The sequence below is a fragment of the Paracoccus zhejiangensis genome (assembly GCF_002847445.1).
GTDB classification, from domain to species: Bacteria; Pseudomonadota; Alphaproteobacteria; order Rhodobacterales; family Rhodobacteraceae; genus Paracoccus; species Paracoccus zhejiangensis.
Genome location: NZ_CP025430.1, coordinates 918,561 through 935,990 on the forward strand (window position 1 = coordinate 918,561; position 17,430 = coordinate 935,990).

Below are 17,430 nucleotides of genomic sequence, written 5' to 3' on the forward strand. Positions count from 1 at the left end.
CCCCTCCTTACGATTTCTGGAACATGGCGAGCATGCGCCGGGTGACCATGAAGCCACCGAAGATGTTGACCCCGGCCATCAGCACGGACAGCGCCGCGAGGATCAGCACCAGCCAGGAGCCCGAGCCGATCTGCATCAGCGCGCCCAGGATGATGATCGAGCTGATCGCGTTGGTGATCGCCATCAAGGGCGTGTGCAGCGAATGCGCGACGTTCCAGATCACCCGGAAGCCCACGAAACAGGCCAGCACGAAGACGATGAAATGCGACATGAAGCTGGCCGGCGCGACGAGGCCGATGAGCAAGAGCAGCAGGCCGCCCCCGCCCAAGAGCATCAGCTGGCTGCGGGTCTCGGCCTTGAAGGCGGCGGCCTCGGCGGCGCGGCGCTCCTCGGGCGTCAGCTCCTTCTTCTTCTCCTTCGGCTTCTGCGCCGCGATGGCCGCGATCTTCGGCGGCGGCGGCGGGTAGGTGATGGCGTGGTCATGGGTCACCGTGGCGCCCCGGATCACGTCATCCTCCATGTTATGGGCGATGACCCCGTCCTTCTTCGGCGTCAGGTCGGCCATGAAATGGCGGATATTGTTGCCGTAAAGCTCGGAGGACTGCGCCCCCATGCGGCTGGGGAAATCGGTATAGCCGATGATGACGACACCGTTCTCGGTCACGATGCGCTCATCCGGCACCGTCAGGTCGCAGTTGCCGCCGCGCTCGGCGGCCAGGTCGACAATGACCGAACCGGTCTTCATTGCCGCCACCATGTCGGCGGTCCAGAGCTTCGGCGCATCGCGGCCCGGGATCAGCGCCGTGGTGATGACGATGTCCATCTGCGGCGCCAGTTCGCGGAACCTGGCCAGCTGCGCCTCGCGGAACTCCGGGCTCGAGGGCGCGGCATAGCCACCCGTCGCGGCGCCGTCGGTCTGCGCCTCGGAGAAGTCGAGATAGACGAACTCGGCCCCCATCGACTCGATCTGCTCGGCCACTTCGGGCCGCACGTCGAAGGCATAGACCTGCGCGCCAAGCGACACGGCAGCCCCGATCGAGGCGAGGCCCGCGACCCCTGCCCCGACGACCAGCACCTTGGCCGGCGGCACCTTGCCCGCCGCCGTCACCTGCCCGGTGAAGAAGCGACCGAAATTGTTCGCCGCCTCGATCACCGCGCGGTAGCCGGCGATATTGGCCATCGAGCTCAGCGCATCCATCTTCTGCGCCCGGCTGATCCGCGGCACCATGTCCATGGCGATGGCGGTGACGCCCTGGTCCTTGGCCTGTTCCAAGAGCGCGGCGCTTTGGGCCGGGTAGAAGAACGAGATGACCGTCTGGCCCTCGCGCATCTGCCCGATCTCGCCCTCGGACGGCGGACGCACCTTGGCCACCACATCCACCGCGCCGATCAGGTCAGCGGCCGAAGCCTCGACCGTCACGCCTGCGCGGCGGTAATCCTCGTCGCCGAAACCCGCAGCCTTCCCGGCCCCGGCCTCGACATATACCTCATGCCCCAGCTTCTGCAGATGCGCCGCAGACGACGGTGTCACCGCAACGCGCGCCTCGCCCTCCTGGGTCTCTCTCAAGGCACCAATCTTCATGATGACTCCCCCGATCTATTCGCAGTCGCAGCATCTGTAACATTGCGCAACAATCTTTCACAAGACCGTGCGTCCCGGTTCTTTTCAAAACCCTTATCAGCCTTTGGTCGATAGGCGGTCCGCCGCCTCGCCCGGAAGGTGGGGACATCAGGGCACGAGGCCCCTCTTCGTTGACCAGCCGCGCAGCAGAAAGCCGCGCAGGATGACCCTGCGCGGCTTCCGAAGATCGCCGATCGGCTGTGACCGGATCAGTTGCTGGCGGGCGGAACCGCCGGCTCGGTGCCTTCCGCGGCCGGTTCGGCCGGGGCGGGCTCGGTCGCCGCCGGTTCCGTCGCAGCCGGTTCGGTTGCCGCAGGCTCGGGGGTCACGGCTTCTTCGACAGCAGTCGCTGCATCCTCGACCGCGCCCTCGACAGCGGTCGCGGCGTCGCTGGCGGCATCGCCAACGGCCGTTGCGGCGTCGGAGGCGGCTTCGCCTGCAGCATCAACGGCGGCGCCAGCCGCGTCGGTTGCGGCATCAGCGGCGGCCTCGGCCTCGGTCGCGGCAGCATCGGCAGCGGCTTCCGCATCGGCGGCAGCGTCTTCGGCTGCAGCCTCGGCATCGGCAGCGGCACCTTCCACGGCGGCTTCAGCATCGGCAGCGGCACCTTCGACCGCGGCTTCGGTCTCGGCGGCGGCTTCCTCGGTGGTCTGCTCGACCGCAGCCGCATCACCCTCGACGACCTCGTCGCCGGTCATGAAGCGCTGCAGCACGAAATAGGCCAGCGCCAGCGCCAGCAGGACGCCGATGATCAGCGGCAGCGGCGAGGCGCGGCGCTCGACCGGCTCGACATAGGTTTCATTGCGCTCGGCCGGGGTATTGGCATCGTTGCGTTTGGGATCGTTGGGATCGTAGGTCATAATTGGCCTCCATTCACTCTGTTGAACTACCGGCCTTTTGAATGCCGGGCTCGGCAATGATGCGCCATGCGGCCGCCCGGCGATCCTCGCCGCCTTGCGACCCGGCACTCAGCCGAATAACACTCCGATCACGGACAAGTTCCCGCAACGCAACATGTTTTTTGGCCCGAGGGTAGTGATGACGCAGAAAAATGCCTTTCAGACGCAATATCTTGCCGATTATCGCCCCTACCCCTTCCGGTTGAACGAGACCCGGTTGCGCTTCCGGCTGAGCGATCACGCCACCGAGGTCGAGTCGGAACTGGACCTGACCCGCGAGGGCGACGGACCGCTGGTGCTGGACGGCGGGGCAGGCCTGAAGTTGCTGCGGCTGGCCATCGACGGGCGCGAGCTGGAACCCGGTGATTTCACCCGCGAGGGCGAGGTGCTGACCATCGCCGAGACCGCCCTGCCCGGCACGAGCTTCACCTTCGAGGCCCATGTGCGCATCGATCCGGGTGCCAATACCACCTTCGAGGGGCTTTACCTCTCGGGCGGGATGTTCTGCACCCAATGCGAGGCCGAAGGGTTCCGGCACATCACCTTCTATCCCGACCGGCCCGACGTGATGGGGCCCTTCCGCGTCAGCATCGAGTCGACGAAATCGATCCTGCTGTCCAACGGCAACCCGGTCAGCACCGCGCCGGGCCGGGCCGAATGGCACGATCCCTGGCCGAAACCGGCCTATCTCTTCGCGCTGGTCGCGGGCGACCTGGTGGCGATCAGCGACAGTTTCACCACGATGTCGGGGCGCGAGGTGGCGCTGAATGTCTGGGTCCGTCCGGGCGATCAGGACCGTGCTGGCTTTGCCATGGAATCGCTGATCAAGTCGATGAAATGGGACGAAGAGGTCTATGGCCGCGAATATGACCTCGACGTGTTCAACATCGTCGCGGTCGATGATTTCAACATGGGGGCGATGGAAAACAAGGGGTTGAACATCTTCAACTCGAAACTGGTGCTGGCCTCGCCCGAGACCGCGACCGATGATGACTACAACCGCATCGAGGGCGTCATCGCGCATGAATATTTCCACAACTGGACCGGCAATCGCATCACCTGCCGCGACTGGTTCCAGCTGTGCCTGAAGGAAGGGCTGACGGTCTTCCGCGACCAGCAATTCACCAGCGACATGCGCAGCGCGCCGGTGAAGCGGATCGAGGATGTGCAGACGCTGCGCGCCCGCCAGTTCCGCGAGGACCAGGGGCCGCTGGCCCATCCGGTGCGGCCCGATCACTACCAGGAGATCAACAATTTCTACACCGCGACCGTCTATGAAAAGGGCGCCGAGGTGATCGGGATGCTGAAGCGGCTGGTCGGCGATGACGGTTACAAGGCGGCGCTGGATCTCTATTTCGACCGCCATGACGGCGATGCGGCGACCATCGAGGACTGGCTGTCCGTCTTCGAGGACGCGACCGGCCGCGATCTCGCGCAGTTCAAGCGCTGGTACACCGATGCCGGCACGCCGCGCCTGCGGATGGACGAGGCGTGGGACGACGGCAAGCTGACGCTCAGCTTCACGCAAGTCACCCCGCCGACGCCGGGTCAGGACGACAAACCCCCGCGCGTCATCCCGATTGCCGTGGGGCTGATCGGTCCCAATGGCGACGAGGTGCGCCCGACCGAGGTGCTGGAGATGACCGAGGCGACGCAAAGCTTTGCCTTCGAGGGGCTGGGAGCAAGGCCCACGGTCTCGGTGCTGCGCGGCTTCTCGGCGCCGGTGGTTCTGGACCGCGATCTCGACGATGCCGGGCGGGCCTTTCTGCTGGCCCATGACACCGATCCTTTCGTGCGGTGGGAATCGGGTCGCGGGCTGGCGCTGACGGCACTGCAGGCCATGGCGCAGGGGGCGGAACCCGACCCCGCCTATATCGCCGCCATTGGCGAACTGGCAGGTGACGATGCAGTCGATCCGGCCTTCCGCGCCCTCTGCCTGCAGCTTCCGCCCGAGGACGAGGTGGCCGCGCGGCTCTCGGATGCGGGCATCGTGCCCGATCCCGATGCCATCCATGCCGCGCATCTGCGCCTCGCCCGTGCCGTGGCCGAGACGCATGAGGGGCTCCTGGACCGGCTTTACCGGCAGATGACGGTGCCGGGCGCCTATATCCCCGATGCCGAGGGCGCGGCGCGCCGGGCGCTGCGCAATGTGGCGCTGGCGCGGCTGTCGCTGCTCGACGGCGGCGCGCGGGCGGCGGCGCAGTTCGCTGACGCCGGCAACATGACCGAACGCTTCGCCGCGCTGGCCGCGCTGATCCGCGCCGGCAAGGCCGAGGGCGCGCTGGTCGAGTTCCACGAGGAATTCGCCAGCAACAGGCTGGTCATGGACAAGTGGTACATGGTCCAGCCCGCCGCCGCCGATCCGTCGCAAGCGGCGGCGATTACGAGGAAGCTGTCAGAACGCGATGATTTCGATTGGAAAAACCCCAACCGCTTCCGCGCGCTTCTGGGCGGGCTCTCGGCCAACCATGCCGGTTTCCACGCGGCGGATGGCGCGGGCTATGACGTGACCGCCGACTGGCTGATCCGCATGGACGGCGCCAATCCGCAGATCGCCGCCCGCATGTCCTCGGCCTTCGAGACCTGGTGGCGCTATGACGCGGGCCGGCGCGAGAAATCGCTGGCGGCGCTGCAACGCATTGCCGATACCCCGCGTTTGTCCCGCAACACCTCGGAAATGGTGTCGCGGATGATGGCGGCAAAGGGCTGACGGCAGCGGATGGACGCAAGGGAAGAGATGCAGGCCCGGATCGACCCGCTGATCGCCGAGCGGGCGCCGTGGTTCTATTCGGGCCGCCCGCATCACGCGCTGGCGCGCAGCGCGATGATGTGGCTGTTGCGCTATCCCGAGACGCTGCGGCTGGCGGCAGAGTTCCGCGACCTCCCGACGCCCGAGATCCTGCGCCGGATGCAGGCGCTGATGGTGCGCGATGTGCAGGTGGCGGGAATGGAGCATCTGCCCGCCCGTGGCCCGGCGCTGATCGTGGCGAACCATCCGACCGGCATTGCCGACGGGCTGGTGCTGCACGCGCTGATCAGCCAACTGCGCGATGACCTGTTCATCTATGCCAATCACGACATGATCCGGGTGCTGCCCCAGACCGAGGAACTGATCGCCCCGGTCGAATGGCGGCTGGAAAAGCGCAGCCATGCCAAGACCCGCGCGACGATGGATTACACCCGTGCCGCGCTTGGTGCCGGGCGGATCGGGCTGATCTTCCCCTCGGGCCGGTTGGCGAAACGGCGCTGGCTGACCCTGCACGAGCGTCCGTGGATGGCCAGTGCGGCGATGATCGCGCGGAAGTTCGGTGTGCCGGTCATCCCGCTGCGCATCCGCGCGCGGAATTCCGCCCTCTTCTATGCGCTGGACCGGATCCATGCCAGTCTGCGCGATGTGACCCTGTTCAACGAGGTGCTGAACAAGGCCAGCCAGCCCTATCGCGTCACCATCGGTGCGCCGATCGATCCTGCGAGCCTGCCGCGCAGCAGCGACGAGGCGATTTCGGCGCTGCGCGATGCCGTGCTGGCTCTGCCCGCCCCCGGCCCTGATGCGCCGCGGCTGGCGCAGGGCAAGGGGGCGCTGCCCCCGCCGGCCTTCGGCCGCCTCCCCCGGGATATCTGAGCGACAGAGAAGCCGGCTTCAGATCGCCAGGTCGTCGCGGTGGATCAGCGCGGCGCGACCGGAATAACCCAGAATGGCCTCGATTTCGGCCGAGTGGTGGCCGGCGATGCGGCGGGTTTCGTCGGCGGTATAGCGGACAAGGCCATGGGCCAGCGTCTCGCCGGCAGGGCCGGTGACGGTGACCGGATCGCCGCGGCTGAACTCGCCGGTGATGCCGGTGACACCCGCCGGCAGCAGCGACTTGCCGCTGTGCAGCGCGCGGACGGCGCCCGCGTCGATGACGATGGTGCCGCGCGGCTTCATCCCTGCGATCCAGCGTTTGCGGGCCAGGTGCGGGTCGCCCTCGGGCAGGAACCAGCTGGCGCGCGCGCCATTGGCCACCGCGGTCAGCGGGCGCAGCACCGAGCCCTCGGCAATCGCCATGGCGCAGCCGCCGGCCACGGCGGTCCGCGCCGCCATCAGCTTAGTCTTCATCCCGCCCTTCGACAGGCCCGAGACCGGATCGCCGCCCATCGCTTCAATCTCGCCGGTCAGCCGCTCGATCACCGGCAGATGCACGGCACTCGGGTCGGTCTTCGGGTTGGCGGTATAAAGCCCGTCGACGTCCGACAGCAGCAGCAGTTGATCCGCGCCCGCCGTCACCGCGATCTGCGCAGCCAGCCGGTCATTGTCGCCATAGCGAATCTCGTCGGTCGCCACGGTGTCGTTCTCATTGACGATAGGCACCACGCCAAGCCCCAGCAGCGTCTGCATCGTCGCGCGGCTGTTCAGGTAGCGGCGGCGGTCGGCGCTGTCTTCCAGCGTCAGCAGCACCTGCGCGGTGGTGACGCCATGCGGGGCCAAGGCTTCCTCGTAGGCGCGCGCGAGCCGGATCTGGCCCACCGCGGCCGCCGCCTGCGCCTGTTCCAGCGCCAGCGCGCCACCGGCGGGCAGGTTCAGCACCCGGCGGCCAAGGGCGATGGAGCCGGAGGAGACCAGCACCACATCGGCCCCGCGCGAGCGCCACAGCGCCACGTCATCGCAAAGCCCGCGCAGCCAGTCGGTTTTCAGCCCGTCCGGCCCGACCAGCAGGGCCGATCCGATCTTGACCACCAGGCGACGGGCGCGGGCGAGATCGGGCGCTAGGGCTGCCATTTCTCGACCGTTTCCACCGGGGTCGAGGTGAGGCCGCGTGCAACGGCGATCTGGGACCAGAGCGCGCGCAGCACATCGGTCACGCCCTCTTTCGCCACGCCCGACATCAGGAAGACCGGTCCGCCGATTTCGGCCTCCAACTCGGCCTGCCGCTCGGCGATGGTCTCTTCGTCCAGCGCGTCGATCTTGTTCAGGGCGGTGATGCGGGGCTTGTCCATCAGCACCGGGGAATAGGCGGCGAGTTCCGTCAGCACGGTGCGTGCATCGCCGGCGACATCCTCGGAGGTGCCATCGACCAGGTGCAGCAGCACCGCGCAGCGTTCGATATGGCCAAGGAAGCGGTCACCGATCCCCCGGCCTTCGCTGGCGCCCTCGATCAGGCCGGGAATGTCGGCCATGACGAATTCGCGCCCGTCCACGCCGACGACGCCCAGGTTGGGGTGCAGCGTGGTGAAGGGATAGTCCGCGATCTTCGGCCGGGCGTTCGAGGTGGCGGCCAGAAAGGTCGACTTGCCGGCATTGGGCAGCCCCACCAGCCCGGCATCGGCGATCAGCTTCAGCCGCAGCCACAGCGTCCGCTCGATCCCCGGCTGGCCGGGATTGGCATTGCGCGGCGAGCGGTTGGTCGAGGATTTGAAATGCAGGTTGCCCCAGCCGCCATTCCCGCCCTTGGCCAGAAGCACCCGCTGACCGGGTTCGGTCAGGTCGGCGATCACCGTTTCCTCGTCTTCTTCAAGGATTTCGGTGCCCACCGGCACGCGCAGCACCACCGGGTCGCCCGACTTGCCGGTCATCTGGCTGCCCATGCCGTGCTGGCCGGACTTGGCGAAGAAATGCTGCTGGTAACGGAAGTCGATCAGCGTGTTCAGCCCCTCGACCGCCTCGGCCCAGACATCGCCGCCCTTGCCGCCATCGCCGCCATCGGGGCCGCCATATTCGATGAATTTCTCGCGCCGGAACGAGACGCTGCCGCCCCCACCGCCGCCCGAGCGGATATAGACCTTGGCCAGATCGAGAAATTTCACAGGTCTATCCTTCAGTTCGGTTCAGCGCGGCGAATGCCGCAGGGGTTCAGCTTGGCGCAAGGCGTTGGGATAAGCCTTCTTCCGCCCGCATTCAAGATCGGGCCGCAGCTCACGGTTTCGTGAGCGTGACAGGCTTCGCCCGATTCCCTAGATCGGGGGCATCTCCACGAGGTTTTGCCATGTCGCCTTTGACCTATGCCACGCTTTTCACCGCCATCACGCTCGAGGTGATCGGCACCAGCTTCCTGCAGCGCAGCGAGCAGTTCACCCGGCTGGTGCCGACGCTGATCACCGGGATCAGCTATGCCGCCTCGTTCTATTTCCTGTCGCTGGTGCTTCGCACCATGCCACTTGGCATCGCCTATGCGATCTGGAGCGGTCTTGGCATCGTGCTGGTCTCGTTGGCGGGGCTGGCGCTGTTTGGCCAGAAGCTGGACCTGCCGGCGATCATCGGGCTGGGGCTGATCATCGCCGGGGTGCTGGTGGTGAACCTGTTCTCGACCAGCGTCACCCACTGAGGCGCAACCGGCGGTGGTTCGGCACCGCGCCGACTCGCAGCGGTGTTTCGTCGCATGGGCATTTACACGCATTGCGCGGTCCGGAGGCGAGGCGCACCCTGTTGCGCAGGTGGTTTCAGCCACCTGATAACAGGGGGTTTTTCATGTCCAGCAAGGCAATTGCCGAGTTCATCGGCACGTTCATTCTGGTCTTCTTCGGTGTGGGGTCAGCGGTCCTGATGGGAGATCTGATCGGCTTCCAGGGCATCGCCTTCGCCTTCGGCCTGTCGATCGTCGCGGCGGCCTATGGTTTCGGGGTGATCTCGGGCGCACAGTTGAACCCGGCGGTCTCGCTTGGCTTCCTCGCCTCGGGGCGTCTGACCATGGGAGATTTCGTCACCTATTGCATCGCCCAGATCCTCGGTGCGATTGCCGGGGCGGCGGTCATCTATGTCATCGCCTCGGGCAAGGCCGATTATTCCATCGCCGCCAACGGCCTTGGCCAGAACGGCTTTGGCGAGGGGTACAATGGCGGCTACACGATGATGTCGGCCTTCGTCTTCGAATTCGTCGCCACCTTCCTCTTCGTCACCGTCATCCTTGGCGCCACGCAAAGCGATGCGCCGGTGGGCTTCGGCGGGCTGGCCATCGGCCTGACGCTGACCGGCATCCACCTGGTCGGCATCGACGTGACCGGCGTGTCGGTGAACCCCGCGCGCTCGATCGGGCCGGCGATCTTTGCCGGGGGCGCGGCGCTGTCGCAGTTGTGGCTGTTCCTCCTCGCGCCGCTGGCCGGTGGTCTGCTGGCGGGGATGCTGCACGGCGCGGGCATCACCCGCTCACCCCATGCGCAGCCAAAGGGCTTCCGCTGAGACCCGTGAAACCGGGGCGCGCGTTCATGTTGATCGACGCGCGGCCCTTTTCCCCGCCGCCTTCTGCGCCTAGATGAAGGACAGGAGGCCCCTGATGATCCAGTTCGACAACAGCTATGCCCGCCTGCCCGCCGGTTTCTTCACCCGCACCCCACCGACCCCGGTCCGCGAAGCGCGGCTGCTGGCGCTGAACGAGCCACTGGCCAAGCGCATGGGCCTCGACGCAAATTGGCTGGCCAGCGCGCAGGGCGTGGAGATGCTGGCCGGGAATGACCTGCCCGAGGGTGCCGACCCGATCGCCATGGCCTATGCCGGCCACCAGTTCGGCGGCTTCGTGCCGCAGCTGGGCGATGGCCGCGCGGTTCTGCTGGGCGAGGTTGTGGCGCCCGACGGGCATCGGTTCGACATCCAGTTGAAGGGGTCGGGGCCGACGCCCTTCTCGCGCCGGGGCGATGGCCGTGCCTGGATGGGGCCGGTGCTGCGCGAATACCTGGTCAGCGAATTCATGGCGGCGATGGGCGTGCCCACCACCCGCTCGCTGGCCGCTGTCGCCACCGGCGAGACGGTGATGCGCGAAGCCCCCCTGCCCGGCGCCGTCCTGACCCGCGTGGCCAGCAGTCACATCCGGGTCGGCACGTTCGAATATTTCGCCGTGCGCGGCAATATCGAGGCGCTGAAGGCGCTCAGCGATCATGCCATCGACCGCCATTACCCCCATGCCCATGGCCCGCTGACCCTGCTTGATGGCGTCATCGCCCGGCAGGCCGAGACCATCGCGCAATGGATGGCGCTCGGTTTCATCCACGGGGTAATGAACACCGACAACATGGCGGTGTCGGGCGAGACCATCGATTACGGCCCCTGCGCCTTCATGGATGCCTATCATCCCGACAAGGTGTTTTCCTCGATCGACCAGATGGGCCGTTACCGCTGGTCGGAACAGCCGCAGATTGCGGTCTGGAACCTCGCGCAACTGGCCACCTGCCTGATCCCGCTGATGGGAGAGCGCGAGGCCGCCATCGAGGCCGCGACCCATTCGGTCCATGCCTTCCCGGCGCTCTACCAGGCGGCGTGGCTCAGGCGCTTCGGCGAAAAGCTGGGGATCAGCGCCACGCCCGAGGATCGCGGCCTGATCGAGCGCCTGCTGACGCTGATGGCCGAACAGGGCGCGGATTTCACCCGCGTTTTCGCCGGCCTTTCCGATGGCAGCGCGCGGGACGAGTTCACCGACCGCGCCGCTTTCGATGCCTGGGCGAAGGATTGGCAGGCCCTGCAGCCCGATGCACAGATCATGGCGCATGCGAACCCGCGCCGTGTTCCGCGCAACCATCGCATAGAACAGGCCATCACCGCCGCGGTCGCGGGCGATCTTGAGCCGTTCCAGCGCCTGTTTGACGCCGTCACCCATCCGCGCGAAGATCGCGAGGCGTGGCGCGATCTGTCCATCGCGCCCGAACCCGACGAGATTGTCAAACGGACCTTCTGCGGCACATGACCCTGCGGATCGCCAGCTATAACCTGCACAAATGCCGTGGCCTGACCGGCCCGCACGCGCCCGAGCGCAATCTGGCCGTGATCGCCGCGCTGAAGCCCGACATCATCGCGCTGCAGGAGGTCGATTTCCGCTATGGCGCCCGGCCCGAGGCGCTGCCGCGCCGGCTGATCGCCGAGACGACCGGGCTGGTGCCCGCCGATCTGACCGGCCGCACCGGCGAGAACTCCCTTGGCTGGCACGGCCAGACCATCCTGATGCGCCCCGACCTGGCCGAACAGGCCGAGTTGCGCCGCCTGCCCCTGCCGGGGCTGGAGCCGCGCGGGGCGGTGGCGCTGCGGCTGCCCGGCCTCACCGTCATCGCCATGCACCTGGGGCTGGCGCGGTCCTCGCGCCGGGCGCAGCTGACCCGGATCGCGGCGCAGGCGGCGCGGATCGGCAATGGCTCGCTGGTGATGCTGGGCGATTTCAACGAATGGCGCGATGATCGCGGGCTGGAACCGCTGACCGGCTATCGTCTGATCGCGCCCGGCCCCTCCTATCCCGCGCCGGTGCCGCAGTTGCGGCTGGACCGGATGGCGCTCAGCAGCTGCATCACCCTGCATGGCATGGGCGTCTTTTCCGACGACCCGGCCCGGGCCGCATCGGATCACCTGCCGATCTGGGCGGATATCGAACTGCCCTGAAATTTGCGGCTTTCGCCTGTAACGTTGCGTCGCTATTAAGGCGCTAACATTTTCCCCTCAGGAGGCGCGCATGTCCGCAATCATCGATATCTACGCCCGCGAAATCCTTGACAGCCGTGGCAATCCGACCGTCGAGGTCGATGTCACGCTGGAAGACGGCACCCTGGGCCGCGCGGCGGTTCCCTCGGGCGCCTCGACCGGGGCGCATGAGGCGGTGGAAAAGCGCGACGGCGACAAGTCGCGCTACATGGGCAAGGGCGTGCTGGACGCGGTGGCCTCGGTCAACGGCGAACTGGCCGAGAACCTGATCGGCGAGGACGCGACCGAGCAGCTGGCCATCGACCGGATGATGTGCGAGTTGGACGGCACCCCGAACAAGGGCCGGCTTGGCGCCAATGCCATCCTCGGCGTCTCGCTGGCGGTGGCGAAGGCCGCGGCGACCGCGACCGGCCAGCCGCTCTACCGCTATGTCGGCGGCACGGGCGCGCATGTCCTGCCGGTGCCGATGATGAACATCATCAACGGCGGCGAACATGCCGACAACCCGATCGACATCCAGGAATTCATGATCATGCCGGTCTCGGCGGAGAACATCCGCGACGCCGTGCGCATGGGTTCGGAAGTGTTTCACACGCTGAAAAAGGAACTCTCGGCCTCGGGTCTCTCGACCGGGATCGGCGACGAGGGCGGTTTTGCGCCGAACCTCTCGAGCACCCGCGACGCGCTGGATTTCATCCTGCGCGCAGTCGAGAAGGCCGGCTACAAACCCGGCGACGACATCATGCTGGCGCTCGACTGCGCCTCGACCGAGTACTTCAAGAACGGCAAATACGAGTTTGCCGGCGAAGGGAAATCCCTGACCTCGGGCGAGAATGTCGAGTACCTGGCCGCGCTCTGCGCCGATTACCCGATCCTGTCGATCGAGGATGGCTGCGCCGAGGATGACTGGGACGGCTGGCGCCTGCTGACCGAGCGCCTGGGGGGCAGCGTGCAGCTGGTCGGCGACGATCTCTTCGTCACCAACCCGGACCGTCTGGCCGAGGGTATCCGCCGTGGCTGCGGCAATTCGCTGCTGGTCAAGGTGAACCAGATCGGCACCCTGTCGGAGACGCTGGACGCCGTGCGCATGGCCGACCGCGCCGGCTATACCAGCGTCATGTCGCACCGCTCGGGCGAGACCGAGGATGCCACCATCGCCGACCTCGCCGTCGCCACCAATTGCGGCCAGATCAAGACCGGCAGCCTTGCCCGCTCGGACCGGCTGGCGAAATACAACCAGCTGATCCGCATCGAGGAGATGCTGGGCGAGATGGCCGTCTATGCCGGCCGATCGATCCTGCGCGGCTGAGCCGTCACCATCCCGGGCGCGGTGGCCAAAGCGGTTGCCGCGCCCCTGTCAGCGCTGACATTTTGCAGCATCGGCAAGGGCATGGCCCTTCATGCCGCTACGTCACCAAATTATTTGAAACTAGGTGTCACTGACCCCTCGACAGCGCGGTGACAGGCCCTAAAATCGCGCCTGTTCCAAGGTGGGTAACATAAGGGCGACACGCGCCCTCCCATCCCGACAGGAGGAAGTTTCATGAAAAAAACCAATAATCTGGACCGTCGTGCGTTTCTGACGCGCGCCTCGGTCGGCGGTGCTGCTGCGGCAGCGACTGCCGGCCTGGCCGCCCCTGCCATTGCGCAGGAATCGCCCACCATCAACTGGCGCATGGCCTCGTCTTTCCCGAAATCGCTGGACACCATCTACGGCGGCGGCGAAGAACTGGCCACCCGCCTGAAAGAGGCGACCGACGGCAAGTTTACCATTCAAGTCTTTGCAGCGGGCGAGATTGTTCCGGGCCTCGGCGCCATCGACGCGGCCGGTGACGGCACCGTCGAATCCGCGCATTCGGTCGGCTATTACAACTGGGGCAAGGATCCTGCCTTCGCCCCCGGCGCCGACCTGCCCTTCATGCTGAGCGCGCGCGCCAAGACCGCCTACCAGTACCAGGGCGGCGGCATTGACCGTTACAACGAATTCCTCGCCGGTCATAACCTCGTGGCCTATCCGGGCGGCAATACCGGCGTCCAGATGGGCGGCTGGTATCGCAAGGAGATCAACACCCTCGCCGACCTGCAGGGTCTGAAAATGCGCATCTCGGGCCTCGCTGGCCGCGTGATGGAGAAGCTGGGTGTGGTGCCGCAGCAGATCGCCGGCGGCGACATCTATCCGTCGCTGGAAAAGGGCACGATCGACGCCGCAGAATGGGTCGGCCCCTATGACGACGCCAAGCTGGGCTTCCAGAAGGTCGCGCCCTACTACTACTACCCGGGCTTCTGGGAAGGCGGTCCGACCGTCAGCTTCTTCTTCGCCAAGGACAAGTTCGAAGCGCTGCCGCCGGCCTACCAGTCGCTGCTGCGCAGCTGCGCCCATGCGGCCGACCAGAACATGCTGGCGAAATACGACATGAAGAACCCGACCGCGCTGAAAGAGCTCTATGGCGCCGGTGCGCAGCTGCGCCCGTTCAGCGAAGAGATCCTGACCGCCGCCTTCGCCGCCGCGAACGAGGTCTATGCCGAGCTTTCGGCCGAGAACCCCGCTTTCAAGACGCAATACGAGGCGATGCTGCAGTATCGTGACGACTGGTATCTCTATGCGCAGACCGCCGAGTATACTTTCGACACCTTCATGATGATCCAGCAGCGCAACGGCAACCTCGCCCCGGCCAAGTTCGGCGTCGGCGGTGATGCCGCTGCTGCCCCGGCTGATGGCGCTGCCGCCCCGGCAGATGGTGCTGCTGCTCCGGCTCCGGCCAGCAACTAAGGCGCAAGCCTCGGACAGAAAACGGGCCGCCGCGAGTGATCGCGGCGGCCTTTCTCGTTGGCCGGTTCCGGGCGGCGCAGGACACGGAACCACAATTAGAAAGGGCCGGGAAAGTCCCGGCCCTCTCGCACTCAGTTATTGCCGCCCAGTCCCGGCGGTGGGCTTCCCAGCCCGCCGCCAAGGCCCCCGCTCGGGGCCGGTTCGGCAGGTGCCGCCGGTTCCGCAGGTGCGGCTTCAGGCGCTGCCGGAGCCGCCGCTTCGGGCGTAGCCGGGGCATCGGTTGCCGGGGCTGCCGGTGCCGGTGCAGGCGCGCCGCCAAAGTTCGGCGTACCGCCCAGACCACCAAGCCCGCCGCCGAGGCCACCCGAAGGTGCCGCCGTGCCCGCGTCGCCGCCAGCCGGTGCACCAGCCGGTGCACCGAAAGGCGAATCGCCGAGGCCACCAAGCCCGCCAAGGCCACCCAGACCGCCCGATTGACCCTCGGTGCCGCCCTGATTGCCGAAGCTGCCGGGGATCTGGATCTGCACGTTCGAGGTGTCGACCGGCGCACCCTTGTAATGCATGACCATGCCCGGGAAGGCGATCACAACCGCGATCATCACGATCTGGATGCAGACGAAGGGAACCGCACCCCAATAGATCTGGCTGGTCTTCACCGGCTCCATCTTCTTGCCGGTCAGCCTGTCGATATAGGGCGCTTTTGGCGCCACAGATCGCAGGTAGAACAGCGCGAAGCCGAAGGGCGGGTGCATGAAGCTGGTCTGCATGTTCACCCCGAGGATCACCCCGAACCAGATCAGGTCGATGCCAAGGCTTTCGGCGGCAGGCGCCAGCAGCGGCACGATGATGAAGGCCAGTTCGAAGAAGTCGAGGAAGAAGGCCAGCACGAAGACCAGCACCGAGACCGCGATCAGGAAGCCCATCTCGCCGCCCGGAAGCGATGTCAGCAGATGCTCGACCCAGATATGCCCGTTCACCCCGTAGAAAGTCAGCGAGAAGACCCGCGCACCGATCAGGATGAACATGACGAAGGCCGAGAGCCGCGTCGTTGCCGCCAGCGCCTGGTTGACCACGTCAAAGGTCAGCCGCCGCTTGGCCGCCGCGAGGATCAACGCCCCCACCGCGCCCATCGCGCCGCCTTCGGTCGGCGTGGCGATGCCGAGGAAGATGGTGCCAAGGACGAGGAAGATCAGCGCCAAGGGCGGGATCAGCACGATGATGACCTGCTGGGCCAGCCGCGACATGACCCCGATCTTCAGCCCCTTGTCCAGCACCGCGACCAGGTAGATCGCGATCACCGCGATGGCGGCTGCAAGGATGTCGGCATTCGAGCCATGGGTCGGATGCAGCCATTGCCAGGCGAAGTAGCCGATGGCCCCGGTGGCGATCAGTGCCACCAAGAGCGAGGTCACCCCCGAGCCCAGCTTGCGCGCCTCGGGCGGCAGCGCCGGCAGGGCCTGCGGGCGGATGATCGACATGACGAAGACATAGCCCATGTAGATGCCGGTCAGCACCAGGCCCGGGATCAGCGCGCCCTTGTACATGTCACCGACCGAGCGGCCCAGCTGGTCGGCCAGAACGATCAGCACCAGCGAGGGCGGGATGATCTGCGCCAATGTGCCTGACGCCGCGATCACGCCAGAGGCGATCCTTCGGTCATAGCCATAGCGCAGCATGATCGGCAGCGAGATCAGGCCCATGGCGATGACCGAGGCCGCAACCACGCCGGTCGTCGCTGCCAGGAGCGCGCCGACGATGATCACCGCATAGGCCAGACCGCCACGGATCGGGCCGAACAGCTGGCCGATCGTGTCCAGCAGGTCCTCGGCCATGCCGGATTTCTCCAGCACGATGCCCATGAAGGTAAAGAATGGCACCGCAAGTAAGGTCTCGTTGGCGACCACCCCGCCAAAGAACCGTTCGGGCAAGGCCCTGAGCAGCGGCCAGCTGAGGTTGATCTCGTCCGAGAGCGGGGCCAGTTCGACGCCGATGACGAAGAACAGAAGCCCGTTGGCAGCCAGCGCGAAGGCGACCGGATAGCCGAACAGCAGGAAGATGATCAACGACACGAACATGATCGGCGCCATGTTGTGCGCGATGAGTTCCATGATCATTTGCGGGTCTCCTTCCCGGCAGGCTGGTCGGCCTGATCGGGGCCGTCAAAGCCCGCGTCGTGCAGCAGCGCGTCGTCGATCTCGAGCGCGCCGTGATGGCCCGCATCGGGATGCGGATCGGGAATGATCCCGCGCATCACCGCGATCTTCTTGATGATTTCGGAAATGCCCTGGATCAGCAGCAGGACGAAGCCCGCCAGCAGCAGCGCCTTGGCCGGCCAGAGGATCAGCCCGCCCGCGTTCATCGACATCTCGCCGCCGCGATAGGACCGCATCAGCCAGGGCCAGATCAGCCAGATCGACAGGATGCAGAAGGGCAGCAGGAAGAACAGATGCCCGATCAGGTCGATCCAGTGCTGCGTCCGCCGTTTCCAGTGGCCGTAGAGGATGTCGATGCGGATATGCTCGTTTTCCAGAAGCGTGTAGGCCGCCGCCAGCAGGAAGGCCCCGCCGTACAGATACCACTGCAGTTCCAGCCAGGCGTTGGAGGAGATGCTGTAGACCTTGCGGATGATGGCGTTGATGGCGCTGACCAGCACCGCGATGAGGATCAGCCAAGAGACTGACCGCCCGATGATCGTATTCATGCGGTCGATGCCGCGAGACAGGGCCAAAAGGCCGCCCATGTCGGATACTCCCCCTGATATGCCGGATCGTCA

The 17,430-nt window shown here is 66.4% G+C and carries 14 protein-coding genes; 8 read left to right on the forward strand and 6 right to left on the reverse strand.

Going from position 1 to position 17,430, the window contains the following annotated elements; genetic code table 11:
• Nucleotides 1-7: 7 nt before the first annotated feature.
• Nucleotides 8-1,582 carry a Re/Si-specific NAD(P)(+) transhydrogenase subunit alpha gene (locus tag CX676_RS04640; RefSeq protein ID WP_101751582.1) on the reverse strand — a complete coding sequence of 525 codons (1,575 nt, stop codon included), beginning with the start codon at nt 1,580-1,582 and terminating at the stop codon, nt 8-10.
• Nucleotides 1,583-1,830: 248 nt separating this feature from the next.
• Nucleotides 1,831-2,481, reverse strand: coding sequence for a hypothetical protein (locus CX676_RS04645; RefSeq protein WP_101751583.1), 651 nt, complete (start codon nt 2,479-2,481; stop codon nt 1,831-1,833).
• Nucleotides 2,482-2,659: 178 nt separating this feature from the next.
• On the opposite strand from CX676_RS04645, the gene pepN reads away from it, so the two are divergent.
• A complete protein-coding gene (gene pepN / locus CX676_RS04650) occupies nt 2,660-5,230 on the forward strand; it encodes an aminopeptidase N (RefSeq protein ID WP_101751584.1) in 2,571 nt (856 codons plus the stop codon).
• Nucleotides 5,231-5,239: 9 nt separating this feature from the next.
• Nucleotides 5,240-6,142 (forward strand): 1-acyl-sn-glycerol-3-phosphate acyltransferase, encoded by a 903-nt coding sequence (locus CX676_RS04655; RefSeq protein WP_101751585.1) that lies wholly within the window; start codon nt 5,240-5,242, stop codon nt 6,140-6,142.
• A gap of 18 nt (nt 6,143-6,160) precedes the next feature.
• Here the strand turns inward: CX676_RS04655 and proB are convergent, their stop codons facing one another.
• Together proB and obgE are read right to left on the reverse strand one after the other, a co-directional pair.
• The gene (proB, locus tag CX676_RS04660) at nt 6,161-7,276 is read right to left on the reverse strand and encodes a glutamate 5-kinase (RefSeq protein WP_101751586.1); all 1,116 of its coding nucleotides are present in this window, start codon (nt 7,274-7,276) and stop codon (nt 6,161-6,163) included.
• Nucleotides 7,264-8,301 carry a GTPase ObgE gene (obgE, locus tag CX676_RS04665; RefSeq protein ID WP_101751587.1) on the reverse strand — a complete coding sequence of 346 codons (1,038 nt, stop codon included), beginning with the start codon at nt 8,299-8,301 and terminating at the stop codon, nt 7,264-7,266. The genes proB and obgE overlap by 13 nt, the downstream gene beginning before the upstream one ends.
• 179 nt (nt 8,302-8,480) lie before the next feature.
• On the opposite strand from obgE, the gene CX676_RS04670 reads away from it, so the two are divergent.
• From CX676_RS04670 to CX676_RS04695, 6 genes are all read left to right on the forward strand, one after another.
• Entirely contained in the window at nt 8,481-8,819 is a 339-nt protein-coding gene (locus CX676_RS04670; RefSeq protein ID WP_198590275.1) for a DMT family transporter, read from the forward strand.
• Nucleotides 8,820-8,962: 143 nt separating this feature from the next.
• On the forward strand, nt 8,963-9,670 hold the full coding sequence (locus CX676_RS04675) for an aquaporin (RefSeq protein ID WP_101751588.1): 708 nt from the start codon (nt 8,963-8,965) through the stop codon (nt 9,668-9,670).
• Between the two features lie 94 nt (nt 9,671-9,764).
• Nucleotides 9,765-11,165: a protein adenylyltransferase SelO gene (locus CX676_RS04680; RefSeq protein ID WP_101751589.1), complete on the forward strand. Its 1,401-nt coding sequence runs from the start codon at nt 9,765-9,767 to the stop codon at nt 11,163-11,165.
• Nucleotides 11,162-11,848 carry an endonuclease/exonuclease/phosphatase family protein gene (locus CX676_RS04685; protein ID WP_101751590.1) on the forward strand — a complete coding sequence of 229 codons (687 nt, stop codon included), beginning with the start codon at nt 11,162-11,164 and terminating at the stop codon, nt 11,846-11,848. The genes CX676_RS04680 and CX676_RS04685 overlap by 4 nt, the downstream gene beginning before the upstream one ends.
• 70 nt (nt 11,849-11,918) lie before the next feature.
• On the forward strand, nt 11,919-13,196 hold the full coding sequence (gene eno, locus CX676_RS04690) for a phosphopyruvate hydratase (RefSeq protein WP_101751591.1): 1,278 nt from the start codon (nt 11,919-11,921) through the stop codon (nt 13,194-13,196).
• Between the two features lie 252 nt (nt 13,197-13,448).
• Nucleotides 13,449-14,657 carry a TRAP transporter substrate-binding protein gene (locus CX676_RS04695; protein ID WP_101754141.1) on the forward strand — a complete coding sequence of 403 codons (1,209 nt, stop codon included), beginning with the start codon at nt 13,449-13,451 and terminating at the stop codon, nt 14,655-14,657.
• Between the two features lie 131 nt (nt 14,658-14,788).
• On the opposite strand, the gene CX676_RS04700 is transcribed toward CX676_RS04695, so the two are convergent.
• Entirely contained in the window at nt 14,789-16,768 is a 1,980-nt protein-coding gene (locus CX676_RS04700) for a TRAP transporter large permease (RefSeq protein WP_101754142.1), read from the reverse strand.
• Nucleotides 16,768-17,397 carry a TRAP transporter small permease subunit gene (locus tag CX676_RS04705; RefSeq protein WP_101751592.1) on the reverse strand — a complete coding sequence of 210 codons (630 nt, stop codon included), beginning with the start codon at nt 17,395-17,397 and terminating at the stop codon, nt 16,768-16,770. Before CX676_RS04705 ends, CX676_RS04700 begins: the two co-directional genes overlap by 1 nt.
• Nucleotides 17,398-17,430 lie beyond the last annotated feature (33 nt).